This window comes from Enterobacter sp. RHBSTW-00318 (assembly GCF_014101375.1).
Classification (GTDB): Bacteria; Pseudomonadota; Gammaproteobacteria; order Enterobacterales; family Enterobacteriaceae; genus Enterobacter; species Enterobacter ludwigii.
This window is the reverse complement of sequence record NZ_JABXQH010000001.1, coordinates 2,976,155-2,991,376: the sequence shown is the minus strand read 5'-3', so window position 1 is coordinate 2,991,376 and position 15,222 is coordinate 2,976,155. Positions and strand designations below refer to the sequence as shown.

General features: G+C 55.9%; 15 protein-coding genes. 13 read left to right on the top strand and 2 right to left on the bottom strand.

Annotation, left to right across the window (positions count from 1 at the left end):
• Nucleotides 1-199 precede the first annotated feature (199 nt).
• The 7 genes from priA to rraA all read left to right on the top strand — a co-directional run bounded on the left by priA (nucleotide 200) and on the right by rraA (nucleotide 8,168).
• The gene (gene priA, locus HV157_RS14840; protein WP_020883948.1) at nucleotides 200-2,395 is read left to right on the top strand and encodes a primosomal protein N'; all 2,196 of its coding nucleotides are present in this window, start codon (nucleotides 200-202) and stop codon (nucleotides 2,393-2,395) included.
• 119 nt (nucleotides 2,396-2,514) lie between these two features.
• On the top strand, nucleotides 2,515-3,540 hold the full coding sequence (gene cytR / locus HV157_RS14835; protein ID WP_182269171.1) for a DNA-binding transcriptional regulator CytR: 1,026 nt from the start codon (nucleotides 2,515-2,517) through the stop codon (nucleotides 3,538-3,540).
• A 93-nt stretch (nucleotides 3,541-3,633) separates the two neighbouring features.
• Entirely contained in the window at nucleotides 3,634-4,635 is a 1,002-nt protein-coding gene (gene ftsN / locus HV157_RS14830) for a cell division protein FtsN (RefSeq protein ID WP_014172193.1), read from the top strand.
• A gap of 94 nt (nucleotides 4,636-4,729) precedes the next feature.
• Nucleotides 4,730-5,260, top strand: a complete 531-nt coding sequence (gene hslV / locus HV157_RS14825; RefSeq protein ID WP_014172194.1) for an ATP-dependent protease subunit HslV — start codon at nucleotides 4,730-4,732, stop codon at nucleotides 5,258-5,260.
• A gap of 9 nt (nucleotides 5,261-5,269) precedes the next feature.
• Nucleotides 5,270-6,601 carry an HslU--HslV peptidase ATPase subunit gene (gene hslU, locus HV157_RS14820; RefSeq protein WP_014172195.1) on the top strand — a complete coding sequence of 444 codons (1,332 nt, stop codon included), beginning with the start codon at nucleotides 5,270-5,272 and terminating at the stop codon, nucleotides 6,599-6,601.
• 68 nt (nucleotides 6,602-6,669) lie between these two features.
• Nucleotides 6,670-7,590: a 1,4-dihydroxy-2-naphthoate polyprenyltransferase gene (menA, locus tag HV157_RS14815; protein ID WP_014172196.1), complete on the top strand. Its 921-nt coding sequence runs from the start codon at nucleotides 6,670-6,672 to the stop codon at nucleotides 7,588-7,590.
• Between the two features lie 92 nt (nucleotides 7,591-7,682).
• Nucleotides 7,683-8,168 carry a ribonuclease E activity regulator RraA gene (gene rraA / locus HV157_RS14810; protein ID WP_014172197.1) on the top strand — a complete coding sequence of 162 codons (486 nt, stop codon included), beginning with the start codon at nucleotides 7,683-7,685 and terminating at the stop codon, nucleotides 8,166-8,168.
• Between the two features lie 60 nt (nucleotides 8,169-8,228).
• Here rraA and zapB read toward each other — a convergent pair whose 3' ends face one another.
• A complete protein-coding gene (zapB, locus tag HV157_RS14805; protein WP_008501806.1) occupies nucleotides 8,229-8,468 on the bottom strand; it encodes a septal ring assembly protein ZapB in 240 nt (79 codons plus the stop codon).
• A 398-nt stretch (nucleotides 8,469-8,866) separates the two neighbouring features.
• Here zapB and HV157_RS14800 point away from each other — a divergent pair, with 398 nt between their 5' ends.
• From HV157_RS14800 to fpr, 4 genes are all read left to right on the top strand, one after another.
• The gene (locus HV157_RS14800; RefSeq protein WP_014885705.1) at nucleotides 8,867-9,712 is read left to right on the top strand and encodes an MIP/aquaporin family protein; all 846 of its coding nucleotides are present in this window, start codon (nucleotides 8,867-8,869) and stop codon (nucleotides 9,710-9,712) included.
• 21 nt (nucleotides 9,713-9,733) lie between these two features.
• On the top strand, nucleotides 9,734-11,242 hold the full coding sequence (gene glpK, locus HV157_RS14795) for a glycerol kinase GlpK (RefSeq protein WP_014172201.1): 1,509 nt from the start codon (nucleotides 9,734-9,736) through the stop codon (nucleotides 11,240-11,242).
• Between the two features lie 109 nt (nucleotides 11,243-11,351).
• A complete protein-coding gene (gene glpX, locus HV157_RS14790; protein ID WP_044858132.1) occupies nucleotides 11,352-12,362 on the top strand; it encodes a class II fructose-bisphosphatase in 1,011 nt (336 codons plus the stop codon).
• Between the two features lie 96 nt (nucleotides 12,363-12,458).
• Nucleotides 12,459-13,205, top strand: a complete 747-nt coding sequence (gene fpr, locus HV157_RS14785; RefSeq protein WP_014172203.1) for a ferredoxin--NADP(+) reductase — start codon at nucleotides 12,459-12,461, stop codon at nucleotides 13,203-13,205.
• Here the strand turns inward: fpr and HV157_RS14780 are convergent, their stop codons facing one another.
• Entirely contained in the window at nucleotides 13,206-13,625 is a 420-nt protein-coding gene (locus HV157_RS14780) for a DUF805 domain-containing protein (RefSeq protein WP_025202755.1), read from the bottom strand. It lies immediately after the preceding gene.
• Nucleotides 13,626-13,737: 112 nt separating this feature from the next.
• Here HV157_RS14780 and HV157_RS14775 point away from each other — a divergent pair, with 112 nt between their 5' ends.
• Together HV157_RS14775 and tpiA are read left to right on the top strand one after the other, a co-directional pair.
• The gene (locus HV157_RS14775; RefSeq protein WP_020883954.1) at nucleotides 13,738-14,334 is read left to right on the top strand and encodes a DUF1454 family protein; all 597 of its coding nucleotides are present in this window, start codon (nucleotides 13,738-13,740) and stop codon (nucleotides 14,332-14,334) included.
• Nucleotides 14,335-14,445: 111 nt separating this feature from the next.
• A complete protein-coding gene (tpiA, locus tag HV157_RS14770; RefSeq protein WP_014172206.1) occupies nucleotides 14,446-15,213 on the top strand; it encodes a triose-phosphate isomerase in 768 nt (255 codons plus the stop codon).
• Nucleotides 15,214-15,222: the final 9 nt, after the last annotated feature.

The following is a 15,222-nucleotide window of genomic DNA, read 5'->3' as shown; positions in this document are numbered from 1 at the left end:
GGAGAACCTCAGTTAAGGCCGCGTCGCTCTTCCAGCCCTAACGCCAGACACCACGCGATGTTGAATGTAAGTTCTTTGGCGTAAAGTACACCAAAGGCGGCGAATCATACAGAATTTGACCAACGTATGCAAACTGATCCGCACGCCGCTTTCACTAATGTGTATACTAACGCGCCACTTTTCAAGTCAGGAAGATTCGATGCCCGTCGCTCACGTTGCCCTGCCCGTTCCGCTTCCCCGCACCTTTGACTATCTGCTGCCTGACAGCATGAGCGCCAAAGCGGGCTGTCGCGTGACCGTGCCATTTGGCAAACAGCAGCGTATTGGGATTGTGGTGTCAGTGAGCGATAAGAGCGAATTGCCGCTCAATGAGCTGAAAGCCGTCGCGGAGGTACTGGACAGCGAGCCCGTTTTCTCCACCAGCATCTGGCGGCTCCTGCTGTGGGCGGCAGATTACTACCATCACCCCATCGGCGATGTCCTGTTCCACGCCCTGCCTATTATGCTTCGTCAGGGTAAAAGTGCCAGCCACGCTCCCCTGTGGTACTGGTTTGCCACTGAAGAGGGTCAGGCGGTCGATATCAATAGCCTGAAACGCTCGCAGAAACAGCAGCAGGCGCTGGCGGCCCTGCGTCAGGGGAAAATCTGGCGACATCAGGTTGATGAGCTTGCGGTGAGTGAAACGGCGCTGCAGGCCCTGCGCAAAAAAGGGCTGAGCGAACTGGCAAGCGAGGCGCCTGCCCTTTATGACTGGCGGGACAGTTTCTCCGTTTCAGGGGATCGTCTGCGACTCAACACCGAGCAGGCCACCGCCGTAGGAGCCATTCACAGCGCCTCCGATCATTTCTCCGCCTGGCTACTGGCAGGGGTCACCGGCTCCGGCAAAACAGAAGTGTATCTCAGCGTACTGGAAAACGTGCTTGCGCAGGGTAAACAGGCGCTGGTGATGGTTCCGGAAATCGGCCTTACACCACAAACCATCGCCCGTTTTCGCGAGCGGTTTAATGCGCCGGTTGAAGTGTTACACTCGGGCCTGAACGACAGCGAGCGCCTCAGCGCCTGGCTGAAAGCCAAAAACGGCGAAGCGGCGATTGTGATTGGCACCCGTTCCTCGCTGTTTACGCCGTTTAAAAACCTCGGCGTTATCGTCATCGATGAAGAGCATGACAGCTCCTATAAGCAACAGGAAGGCTGGCGCTATCACGCCCGCGATCTGGCCGTTTATCGCGCCCACAGCGAGCAAATCCCGATTATTCTTGGCTCCGCGACGCCCGCCCTCGAAACGCTGCATAACGTTCGCCAGCGTAAATACCACATGCTGCGCCTGACGCGGCGCGCAGGGAACGCACGCCCTGCCATTCAGCATGTGCTGGATCTAAAAGGCCAGCAGGTGCAGGCGGGGTTAGCGCCTGCGCTTATCACCCGGATGCGCCAGCATTTGCAGGCCGGTAATCAGGTCATTTTGTTCCTTAACCGCCGCGGATTTGCCCCGGCGCTGCTGTGTCACGACTGCGGCTGGATTGCCGAATGCCCGCGCTGCGACCACTACTACACATTCCATCAGGCCCAGCGCCATTTGCGCTGCCACCACTGCGACAGCCAGCGGCCGGTACCACGCCAGTGTCCGTCATGTGGCTCAACGCATATCGTGCCGGTCGGTCTGGGGACGGAGCAACTGGAGGAGGCCCTTAAGCCTTTCTTCCCTGACGTTCCTCTTTCCCGCATCGACCGTGACACCACCAGCCGCAAAGGGGCGCTGGAACAGCAGCTGGCGGAAGTGCATCGCGGTGGTGCACGCATTCTGATTGGCACGCAGATGCTGGCCAAAGGGCACCACTTCCCGGACGTAACGCTGGTCGCCCTGTTGGACGTAGACGGCGCGCTGTTTTCGGCCGATTTCCGCTCTGCAGAACGTTTTGCCCAGCTTTATACCCAGGTTGCCGGACGTGCCGGTCGCGCAGGCAAACAGGGTGAGGTGGTATTACAGACCCACCATCCTGAACATCCGTTACTGCAAACCCTGCTGCATAAAGGCTATGACGCGTTTGCGGAGCAGGCGCTGGCAGAACGCCAGACGATGCAGCTTCCGCCGTGGACCAGCCACGTCATCATCCGCGCAGAAGATCACAACAACCAGCAGGCACCGCTTTTCCTGCAGCAGCTGAGAAACCTCCTGCAGGCCAGTCCGCTGGTGGATAACCCGCTGTGGATACTGGGGCCGGTGCCGGCGCTGGCACCAAAGCGTGGTGGACGTTTCCGCTGGCAGATTTTGCTCCAGCACCCTTCGCGCATCCGCCTGCAACATATCGTCAGCGGCGCGCTGGTGCTGATCAATACCCTACCGGAAGCGCGCAAAGTGAAGTGGGTACTGGACGTTGATCCTATCGAAGGCTGAAGACGGATCGAAAAATTTAACGCTCCTCACACTTTTTATGAAAATTCTGTAACCGATTCCATTAACTATCTGTAAAAATGGTGGCGTCAGAAGTTCGGTGTTCAGGCGAGGAGAAGACGTTGAAGTCCAGGAAAGAGGTTGCCACGGCGACCATGAAAGACGTTGCCCAGAAAGCACAAGTCTCTACGGCAACCGTGTCCCGCGCATTAATGAACCCGGATAAAGTCTCCCAGGCGACCCGTAACCGGGTAGAGCAGGCTGCGCTGGAAGTGGGCTATTTCCCGCAGGCGATGGGACGAAACGTTAAACGCAATGAGTCGCGCACCATCCTGGTGATTGTGCCGGACATCTGCGATCCCTTCTTCAGCGAGATTATTCGCGGTATCGAAGTGACGGCGGCAGAGCAAGGTTATCTGGTGCTGATTGGCGACTGCGCTCACCAGAACCAGCAGGAAAAAACCTTTATCGACCTCATTATCACCAAGCAGATCGACGGCATGTTGCTGCTTGGGTCTCGCCTGCCGTTTGATGCCAGCATTGAAGAGCAGCGCAATTTACCGCCGATGGTGATGGCCAACGAGTTTGCACCAGAGCTGGAGCTGCCGACGGTACATATTGATAACCTGACCGCCGCGTTCAACGCCGTCAACTATCTTCAGGAGCTGGGGCACAAGCGTATTGGCTGCATTGCCGGGCCGGAAGAGATGCCATTGTGCCACTACCGCCTGCAGGGCTACGTTCAGGCGCTGCGCCGTACCGGCGTCACCGTCGATCCGCACTACATTGCTCGCGGGGATTTCACCTTTGAAGCCGGTGGACAGGCACTGGAGAAGCTGCTGGATCTGCCCGAGCCGCCGACCGCGGTGTTCTGTCACAGCGATGTGATGGCACTGGGGGCATTATCGTATGCGAAGCGCCGCGGCCTGCGCATACCGAAAGATTTGTCGATCATCGGATTCGATAATATTTCGCTGTCAGAATTTTGCGATCCTCCACTCTCGACCGTGGCGCAGCCGCGCTATGATATTGGGCGTGAAGCGATGCTTCTTCTGCTGGATCATCTGCATGGTCAAACAGTTAACAGCGGCTCGCGGTTGCTGGACTGTGAATTGATTGTGCGCGGTTCTACCCAGGCATTGACTTAAAGTAAATGTCTTTCAGACACCCTTATCTGGTCAAAGCCCCGCCGCTTAAGTAACATGGCGGGCTGACGAACGAATAAATACAGCGAAACGATAGTGGCACAACGAGATTATGTACGTCGCGGCCAGCCGGCACCTTCGCGACGCAAAAAGAGTAGCTCAAGGAAAAAGCAACGTAACCTGCCTGCTGTCTCGCCAGCGATGGTCGCTATTGCTGCGGCTGTAGTCGTGGCCTTTATTGGTGGTCTGTACTTTATCACGCACCATAAAAAAGAAGAGTCCGAGGCGCTTCAGGCCAGCAAGGTTGCCGGAAACGGCCTTCCGCCGAAGCCTGAAGAGCGCTGGCGCTATATCAAAGAGCTGGAAAGCCGTCAGCCTGGCGTACGTGCGCCGACCGAACCTTCAGCGGGTGGTGAAGTGCAAAATGCCAGCCAGTTGACGGATGAACAGCGTCAGTTGCTGGCACAAATGCAGGCCGATATGCGCCAGCAGCCTACGCAGCTGAACGAAGTGCCGTGGAACGAGCAGACGCCGGAACAGCGTCAGCAAACGCTGCAGCGTCGTCAGGCGCAGCAGCAGCTCCAACAGCAACAGCAGCAACAACAGCAGTGGGCGCAAACCCAGCCAGTGCAGCAGCCTAAAACGCAGCCGCGGGTGACGGAACAGCCGTATCAGCAGCAAACGCGAACGGCGCAGTCCCAGCCAGTGCAGCAACCGCCGAAGGCCCAGCCGCAGAAGCAGGCGGCTCAGCCGTACCAGGATCTGCTGCAGACGCCGGCGCATACCACTGCGCAGCAGCCGAAAACGCAGCAGGCCGCACCGGTAACCAAAGAGACCGATGCGCCGAAGCAGACTGCGGAGAAAAAAGACGAACGCCGCTGGATGGTGCAATGTGGTTCATTCAAAGGTGCTGAGCAGGCGGAAACGGTGCGCGCACAGCTGGCTTTTGAAGGGTTTGATTCACGCATTACCACCAATAACGGCTGGAATCGCGTGGTGATTGGCCCGGTCAAAGGCAAAGAAAATGCCGACGGAACCATTTCCCGTTTGAAAGTGGCGGGACACACAAACTGCATTCGACTCGCTACCGGGGGTTGAAACCCCCAAATTCCCCCCCATCTATCATTCTATTCAGCCCTGAGCACAGGCTCAGGGCTTCTGTTTCCCGATTCTGTAACCAGGGGGTCTGCTCGTGACAACAATAGTAAGTGTACGCCGTAACGGCCACGTGGTAATCGCCGGTGATGGCCAGGCCACGCTGGGTAATACCGTAATGAAAGGCAACGTGAAGAAAGTTCGTCGTTTATACAACGACAAAGTGATCGCCGGTTTTGCAGGCGGCACGGCTGACGCCTTCACGCTGTTCGAACTGTTTGAACGCAAACTGGAAATGCACCAGGGTCACCTGGTGAAAGCCGCCGTTGAGCTGGCGAAAGACTGGCGTACCGATCGCATGCTGCGCAAACTTGAAGCGCTGCTGGCGGTGGCCGATGAAACCGCTTCGCTTATCATCACCGGTAACGGTGACGTCATTCAGCCTGAAAACGACCTGATTGCTATTGGCTCTGGTGGCCCGTACGCCCAGGCTGCAGCCCGTGCGCTGTTGGAAAATACCGACATGAACGCGCGCGATATCGCGGTGAAGGCGTTGGATATTGCAGGTGATATCTGCATCTATACCAACCACAACCACACCATCGAAGAATTACCGTCTAAAGCGTAAGGATCTCCCATGTCTGAAATGACCCCACGCGAAATTGTCAGCGAACTGGACAAACATATTATCGGCCAGGACAACGCCAAGCGTTCCGTGGCTATTGCCCTGCGTAACCGCTGGCGCCGCATGCAGCTCGAAGAAGAGCTGCGCCATGAAGTGACGCCAAAAAACATTCTGATGATCGGCCCGACCGGTGTCGGTAAAACCGAAATCGCCCGTCGTCTGGCGAAACTGGCTAACGCCCCGTTCATCAAAGTCGAAGCCACCAAGTTCACCGAAGTGGGCTATGTGGGTAAAGAAGTGGACTCCATCATTCGCGATCTGACCGACTCGGCGATCAAAATGGTGCGCGTCCAGGCGATTGAGAAAAACCGCTACCGCGCCGAAGAGATGGCGGAAGAGCGCATTCTTGACGTCCTGATCCCACCGGCGAAAAACAACTGGGGCCAGGCTGAACAGCAGGCTGAGCCGTCAGCGGCGCGTCAGGCGTTCCGCAAAAAACTGCGTGAAGGCGAGCTGGACGACAAAGAGATTGAGATCGATCTTGCTGCTGCCCCTATGGGTGTGGAAATCATGGCACCGCCTGGCATGGAAGAGATGACCAGCCAGCTGCAGTCCATGTTCCAGAACCTGGGCGGCCAGAAGCAGAAAGCGCGTAAGCTGAAAATCAAAGACGCCATGAAGCTGCTGATCGAAGAAGAAGCGGCGAAACTGGTGAACCCGGAAGAGCTGAAGCAGGATGCTATCGACGCGGTTGAGCAGCACGGTATCGTGTTTATCGACGAAATCGACAAAATCTGTAAGCGTGGCGAATCCTCAGGCCCGGATGTCTCCCGTGAAGGCGTTCAGCGCGACCTGCTGCCGCTGGTTGAAGGCTGCACCGTCTCCACCAAACACGGTATGGTCAAAACGGACCACATCCTGTTTATCGCCTCTGGCGCATTCCAGGTGGCGAAACCGTCTGACCTGATCCCGGAGCTGCAGGGTCGTCTGCCGATTCGCGTGGAGCTGCAGGCGCTGACCACTGAAGATTTCGAACGCATCCTGACCGAGCCAAATGCCTCTGTGACCGTACAGTACAAAGCGCTGATGGCAACCGAAGGTGTGAACATCGAGTTCACTGAAGACGGTATCAAACGCATCGCCCAGGCCGCCTGGCAGGTCAACGAAACCACCGAGAACATCGGTGCCCGTCGTCTGCACACCGTGCTGGAGCGCCTGATGGAAGATATCTCTTATGATGCGAGCGACCTGAACGGTCAAAGCATTACCATTGACGCAGAATATGTGGGTAAACACCTGGATGCGTTAGTGGCAGATGAAGATCTGAGCCGTTTTATCCTATAATCGCGGTTACTGCATTCTCATCACGTTTAATGGGGGCTAAAGCCCCCATTTTTATTGGCTAAATTACTATGACTGACATCAGCCGTACTCAGGCGTGGCTCGAAAGTCTGCGCCCTAAAACTCTTCCTCTGGCCTTTGCCGCCATTATCGTCGGTACGGCGCTTGCCTGGTGGCAAGGCTATTTCGATCCGCTGGTTGCCGGGCTGGCACTGATTACCGCCGGTCTGCTGCAAATTCTCTCCAATCTCGCCAACGACTATGGCGATGCGGTTAAAGGCAGCGACAAACCCGACCGTATCGGGCCACTGCGCGGTATGCAGAAAGGGGTCATTACCCAGGCGCAGATGAAGCGCGCGCTGATCATCACCGTGGCGCTGATTTGTCTTTCCGGCCTGGCGCTGGTAACGGTCGCGTCTAAAACCCCCAGCGATTTCATTGGTTTCCTGGTACTGGGTCTGCTCGCCATTATTGCCGCCATTACCTATACCGTCGGTACCCGCCCTTACGGGTATATTGGGCTGGGTGATATCTCCGTGCTTGTGTTCTTCGGCTGGCTGAGCGTGATGGGGAGCGGATACTTACAGGCACATACCCTGATCCCGGCCCTGTTCCTGCCGGCAACCGCCTGCGGCATGCTGGCGACGGCGGTGCTTAACATCAACAACCTGCGCGATATCGACAGCGACCGTGAGAACGGCAAAAACACGCTGGCCGTGCGTCTGGGGCCCGTTAATGCACGCCGTTATCATGCGTGTCTGCTGCTGGGCGCTCTGCTGTGCCTGGCGCTGTTTAACGTTATCTCGCTGCACAGCATATGGGGCTGGCTGTTTGTACTCGCCGCACCGCTGCTGATTAAGCAGGCGCGATTCGTCATGCGTGAACTCAGTCCTGCGGCCATGCCGCCAATGCTGGAGCGTACGGTAAAAGGGGCACTGCTGACTAACCTGTTGTTCGTCATCGGGATTGTCTTAAGTCAGACGCTGGGTTAACTGACAAATATCAATTAACAATTGATGATTTTGCCAACAACGCATTTAGCACGATATACTGAACACATTCGCAGCAACTGAGCGTTAAACCTATGAAATACGATACCTCCGAGCTTTGTGACATCTACCAGGAAGATGTCAACGTCGTTGAACCGCTGTTCTCCAACTTTGGTGGGCGGTCGTCGTTTGGCGGACAAATCGTCACGGTGAAATGTTTCGAGGATAACGGGTTGCTCTATGATCTGCTCGAACAGAACGGCCGTGGCCGCGTTCTGCTGGTTGATGGCGGGGGCTCCGTACGTCGTGCCCTCATTGATGCTGAGCTCGCCCGTCTTGCCGTACAGAACGAGTGGGAAGGCATTGTAGTGTATGGCTCAGTGCGCCAGGTGGACGATCTCGAAGACCTGGACATTGGCATTCAGGCTATCGCGGCCATTCCGGTGGGTGCTGCAGGTGAAGGTATCGGCGAAAGCGACGTGCGCGTCAATTTCGGCGGCGTGACCTTCTTCTCCGGTGACCATCTCTATGCCGATAACACCGGGATTATCCTTTCCGAAGATCCGCTGGATATCGAGTAATAAAAAAAGCCGGGTGGCGGCGACGCCTTACCCGGCCTGTTCTGCATTTCCCGAAAGAAATTACACTTCTTCCATACGCCCCAGCAGCGCCTGCAGACGATCCTGCCAGCCATTCTGCTGTTCACGCAGCTGGTTGTTTTCGCGCTCCAGTTCTTCACGGCTGTGCTGGGCGTTCTGAACTTCCTGCGCCAGGCTGTTGTTCTTCTCTTTCAGCTCTTCAATTTCCATCTGCAGCAGCGTGATGGTGTCAATCGCCTGCTGTACTTTCGATTCCAGTTTCTCAAACACTTCTAAAGACATGATCCTACCTCTCCTGAATTGCAAGGCGACGCTTTAACGTAAACGCGCACAACAGATATGCCGATTGTATGAAGCCCCGTCGCCCCTGTCCAGCGGCAGACCGCGCAGATCGTGGTTTGCAACACTTTTCGGCCTCGTCCTGGTGCGTTCGCGGCATATACCCCTAAATTGTTAACTGATTCGTTAATGAAATGATTCAGCTCACATTTTTCTATTGGTGTAAAAATGCGCTTTATGGCGCGAAAACGCTCATTTTATTGACGCAGACCACACATTTTGATTTCGATATTTCTCGTTTTTGCTCGTTAACGATAAATTAACACTATGTCTACAGGGCATCGTGGCTGTCACGGGCGGTCATGCTAACAATAAACATCAATTTCTTCAGGATTCCGATTATGAGTCAGACATCAACCTTAAAAGGCCAGTGCATTGCCGAGTTCCTTGGTACCGGGTTGTTGATATTCTTCGGAGTGGGCTGTGTTGCTGCACTGAAAGTGGCGGGTGCCAGTTTCGGTCAGTGGGAAATCAGTATTATCTGGGGTCTGGGCGTGGCGATGGCCATCTACCTGACCGCAGGGGTTTCCGGCGCACATCTTAACCCGGCGGTGACCATCGCGCTGTGGCTGTTCGCGTGCTTCGACGGACGCAAAGTTGTTCCCTTCATCCTTTCTCAGTTTGCCGGCGCGTTTTGCGCAGCGGCGTTAGTTTACGGGCTTTATTACAATCTTTTCATCGACTTCGAACAGACACATCATATGGTGCGTGGCAGTGTCGAAAGTCTGGATCTGGCAGGCATTTTCTCAACCTATCCCAACCCGCATATCAATTTTGTGCAGGCGTTCGCAGTTGAAATGGTGATTACCGCTATTCTGATGGGCGTTATCCTGGCGCTGACCGACGACGGAAACGGCATTCCGCGCGGCCCGCTGGCACCGCTGCTGATTGGCTTGCTGATTGCGGTGATCGGTGCATCCATGGGCCCGCTGACCGGGTTTGCGATGAACCCGGCGCGTGATATCGGACCTAAAGCTTTTGCCTTTATCGCAGGATGGGGCGACGTGGCCTTCACCGGCGGTAAAGATATCCCTTACTTCCTGGTACCGCTGTTTGCACCGGTTGTCGGGGCTGCGCTGGGTGCATTTAGCTACCGCAAATTAATTGGTCGCCATTTACCGTGCGACACCTGTGTGGAAGAGGAGAAGGAAACGACTTCTACCGCACAACAAAAAGCTTCGCTGTAATCTGACTACGGGACACATACCATGACCGAAAAAAAATATATCGTTGCGCTCGACCAGGGCACTACCAGCTCCCGCGCTGTCGTAATGGATCATGACGCGAATATCGTCAGCGTGTCACAGCGCGAATTTGAGCAAATCTATCCTCGTCCAGGCTGGGTCGAACACGATCCTATGGAGATCTGGGCTTCTCAAAGCTCCACGCTGGTAGAAGTGCTGGCGAAAGCCGATATCAGTTCCGACGAGATTGCCGCTATCGGTATTACCAACCAGCGTGAAACCACTATCGTCTGGGAGCGCGAAACCGGTAAGCCCATTTACAATGCCATCGTCTGGCAGTGCCGCCGTACATCAGAAATCTGCGAACAGCTGAAGCGCGACGGTATGGAAGACTATGTGCGTAGCGCAACCGGTCTGGTCGTTGACCCGTATTTCTCCGGTACCAAAGTGAAATGGATCCTCGACCACGTTGAGGGTTCACGTGAACGTGCAAAACGCGGTGAGCTGCTGTTCGGTACCGTCGACACCTGGCTTATCTGGAAGATGACCCAGGGGCGTGTCCACGTCACTGATTACACCAACGCCTCGCGCACCATGCTGTTCAACATCAATACCCTGGAGTGGGATGACAAGATGCTGGACGCGCTGGATATCCCGCGTGCGATGTTGCCAGAAGTCCGCAAGTCTTCTGAAGTTTACGGTCAGACCAATATCGGCGGCAAAGGCGGCACGCGTATTCCAATTGCCGGTATTGCCGGTGACCAGCAGGCGGCGCTGTTTGGCCAGCTGTGCGTTAAGGAAGGGATGGCGAAAAACACCTACGGTACCGGCTGCTTTATGCTGATGAACACCGGTGAGAAAGCGGTGAAATCAGAAAACGGCTTGCTGACCACCATCGCCTGCGGCCCACGCGGTGAAGTGAACTATGCGCTGGAAGGTGCGGTGTTCATGGCAGGTGCGTCTATTCAGTGGCTGCGTGACGAGATGAAACTCATCAGCGATGCGTTTGACTCCGAGTATTTCGCAACCAAAGTGAAGGACACCAACGGTGTGTATGTGGTTCCGGCCTTTACCGGTCTGGGTGCCCCCTACTGGGACCCGTATGCACGCGGCGCGATTTTCGGCCTGACCCGTGGGGTAAACTCGAACCACATTATCCGCGCGACGCTGGAATCCATCGCTTATCAGACGCGCGACGTACTGGAAGCAATGCAGGCTGACTCCGGCATTCGTCTGCACGCCCTGCGCGTGGACGGCGGCGCCGTTGCCAACAACTTCCTGATGCAGTTCCAGTCCGACATTCTGGGCACCCGCGTAGAGCGCCCGGAAGTACGTGAAGTCACCGCGCTGGGTGCGGCGTACCTCGCAGGTCTGGCTGTCGGCTTCTGGCAGAATCTGGATGAACTGCAGGAAAAAGCGGTTATCGAACGCGAATTCCGCCCTGGCATCGAAACCACTGAGCGTAACTACCGCTACAGCGGCTGGAAGAAAGCGGTGAAACGCGCCCTGGCGTGGGAAGAGCACGAGCAGTAATTTCTCCCCTCACCCGTCCCCTCACCCCGCCGGGGAGAGGGGACCGACCGCACCCACCCCCACTCTGTGATAAACTTCGTGCAATTCCTTTTGATTGCACGAGTACCTCATGAAACGTGAACTGGCTATCGAGTTTTCCCGCGTCACCGAAGCTGCCGCACTGGCGGGCTATAAATGGCTTGGCCGTGGCGACAAAAATACCGCAGACGGTGCGGCTGTCCATGCCATGCGCATTGTGCTTAACCAGGTCAATATCGATGGCACCATCGTCATTGGCGAAGGCGAGATCGACGAAGCGCCAATGCTCTATATCGGTGAGAAAGTGGGCACCGGCAAAGGTGATGCCGTGGATATCGCCGTCGACCCGATTGAGGGTACCCGCATGACGGCAATGGGCCAGGCCAACGCGCTGGCCGTGCTGGCGGTAGGGGACAAAGGCTGTTTCCTCAACGCACCGGATATGTACATGGAAAAGCTGATTGTCGGCCCCGGTGCCAAAGGGGCTATCGACCTGAGCCTGCCGCTGGAAGAGAATCTGCGTAACGTTGCCAGGGCGCTGGAAAAACCGCTTAGCGCGCTCACCGTGACCATTCTGGCGAAACCGCGCCACGATGCCACCATTGCCCAGTTGCAACAGCTCGGCGTTCGCGTCTTTGCCATCCCGGATGGCGACGTAGCAGCGTCTATCCTGACCTGCATGCCAGACAGCGAAGTGGATGTCCTTTACGGCATCGGCGGCGCGCCGGAAGGTGTGGTCTCCGCCGCGGTGATCCGCGCTCTGGATGGCGACATGCAGGCCCGTCTGTTGCCCCGTCACGAAGTCAAAGGCGACAGCGAAGAGAATCGCCGTATTGGGGAAGAAGAGCTGGCACGCTGCGAAGCGATGGGTATTGAAGCCAACAAGGTGCTTGCGCTGGATGACATGGCGCGCAGCGACAACGTTGTCTTCTCCGCAACCGGCATCACCAAAGGTGACCTGCTGGATGGCATCACCCGTAAGGGCAATATGGCCACCACCGAAACCCTGCTGATCCGCGGTAAATCGCGCACCATTCGCCGCATTCAGTCTGTTCACTATCTGGATCGTAAAGACCCTGACGTGCAGGCGCACATTCTGTAAAACCGTTTGATCGATAGAGCTTTCCGGCCCAAATGGGCTGGAAATCTTCACCACAAGTCCGGAAGATAGAACAGAGAAAAAGCACAGGAGAAGATCATGGCGGACTGGGTAACAGGTAAAGTCACAAAGATACAGTTCTGGACCGATGCGCTATTTAGTCTCACCCTGCATGCTCCCGTCCACCCGTTTACGGCCGGGCAATTTGCGAAGCTGGGGCTGGATGTTGACGGCGAGCGCGTGCAGCGCGCCTATTCCTACGTTAATGCCCCCGATAACCCGGATCTCGAGTTCTATCTGGTCACCGTCCCGGACGGCAAACTCAGCCCACGCCTTGCCGCGCTTAAGCCCGGTGACGATGTGCAAATTGTGAGTGAAGCGGCCGGTTTCTTCGTGCTGGACGAAATCCCGGACTGCGACACCCTCTGGATGCTGGCAACCGGCACGGCCATTGGCCCCTATCTCTCTATTTTGCAGTACGGCAAAGACCTTGAGCGCTTTAAAAACATCGTGCTGGTTCACGCCGCGCGCTATGCCGCAGACTTGAGCTATCTTCCGCAGATGCAGGCGCTGGAAAAGCAGTACGGCGGGAAACTGAAAATTCAGACCGTGGTCAGCCGCGAAACCGCAGCAGGCTCACTGACGGGCCGCGTACCGGCATTGATTGAGAGTGGTGCACTGGAAGACGCAATTGGCTTGCCGATGAGCGCTGAAACCAGCCATGTCATGCTGTGTGGCAACCCGCAGATGGTTCGCGACACGCAGCAGCTTCTGAAGGATACCCGGCAGATGACGAAACATCTTCGCCGCCGGCCGGGCCATATGACTGCCGAACACTACTGGTGATCAGCGGTATTTCACCTCAAGGGTGTCTTTGCCGTATTTGTTTTCGCTCTGGGTGCCGATAAACGCGCCCAGATCGACCACCATCATGACAAAAATAATGGTTGGTAGCAGTCTGCCCACCACCCAGGGAAGGATGGACGGAAGTATCGACCAGTTCCCGGCCACCAGCATCCACGCCAGAATAATCAGAAAAGCCCACGCGCCGGAACGGCCGCGATCGTGCAGACGTTTCACCACCACGGCCGCGGTTGGCCACAGTAAACAGACCAGCGCAAACGCCGCCGTTTGTGTGCTGAGCCATGCGTTGAAGGCCACGAAAAACAGAAGCAGCATGGCAACGATCCACGTCGCCATCCAGATCCAGAAGTCACGGCGTCCAATACGCCCTTTGAATGAAAACAACCACTGCTGTATGGTCATGTAAGGTTCCTTATTATCATATAGCGCGCATTTTACCCTGGAGTTGTGACCTTTTGACAAGCCGACCAGATATCGATTTAATCATGAACACTTACGGCCAGGGGCAATGTTGATGAAAAGTTCGGCACGTTCTCTTTTCCTGTGTTTAGCGATGCTCATCGCGGGTGTCCCCCTGCACGCCGCCGAAACCACTGCCCCGACGACAGCTCCCTATCTGCTGGCAGGTGCGCCCTCGTTCGATCAGTCAATCAGCCAGTTTCGTGAAACCTTCAATAAAACCAACCCCACGCTACCGCTGGATGAATTCCGCGCCATTGACAGCTCCCGGGATACGCCAACCCTGACCCGGGCTGCGAGCAAGATCAACGAGAATTTATATGCCTCCACTGCGCTGGAGCGCGGCACGCTAAAAATCAAAAGCATGCAAATAACCTGGCTGCCGATTCAGGGGCCAGAGCAGAAAGCCGCTAAGGCAAAAGCGCTCGAGTACATGAGCGCGATACTGCAGGCTTTTACGCCCGCGCTGACCAAAAAGCAAAGCCAGCAAAAGCTGCAAAAACTCCTCACCGCCGGTAAAAATAAGCGTTACTACGCCGATACCGAAGGGGCCATACGCTATGTGGTGGCAGATAACGGCGAAAAAGGACTGACCTTCGCTGTTGAACCGATTAAGCTGGCACTATCAGACACACTCGGAGGGGCGAATTAATGACAAAAAGCAAAGCCTTTCGAGGGAAAATCTCTATACTGATTCACAGACCATGCTGCCCGACAGGGCGGCCATATTCCTTAATTCGCTAATTTAGCGTGGAGAATTGAAATGCGACATCCTTTAGTGATGGGTAACTGGAAACTGAACGGCAGCCGCCACATGGTAAACGAACTGGTTGCGAACCTGCGTAAAGAGCTGGCGGGCGTGACGGGCTGCGCGGTTGCTATCGCTCCGCCGGATATGTACCTGGATCTGGCTAAACATGCCGCTGACGGCAGCCACATCATTCTGGGCGCACAGAACGTTGACGTTAACCTGTCAGGCGCATTCACCGGTGAAACCTCTGCTGAAATGCTGAAAGATATCGGCGCGAAATACATCATCATCGGCCACTCTGAGCGTCGCACTTACCACAAAGAATCCGACGAATTTATCGCGAAGAAATTCGCGGTGCTGAAAGAGCAGGGTCTGATCCCGGTTCTGTGCATCGGTGAAACCGAAGCCGAAAACGAAGCAGGCAAAACGGAAGAAGTGTGTGCTCGTCAGATCGACGCCGTGCTGAAAACGCAGGGTGCTGCAGCATTCGAAGGCGCGGTTATCGCGTACGAACCCGTCTGGGCGATCGGTACCGGCAAATCAGCGACCCCTGCGCAGGCACAGGCGGTTCACAAATTTATCCGTGACCACATTGCTAAAGCGGACGCGAAAGTGGCTGAGCAGGTAATTATTCAGTACGGCGGTTCCGTTAACGCATCCAACGCTGCTGAGCTGTTCACCCAGCCAGACATCGATGGCGCGCTGGTTGGCGGTGCATCCCTGAAAGCTGACGCTTTCGCGGTGATCGTTAAAGCAGCAGAAGCGGCTAAACAGGCGTAAAAACCGACT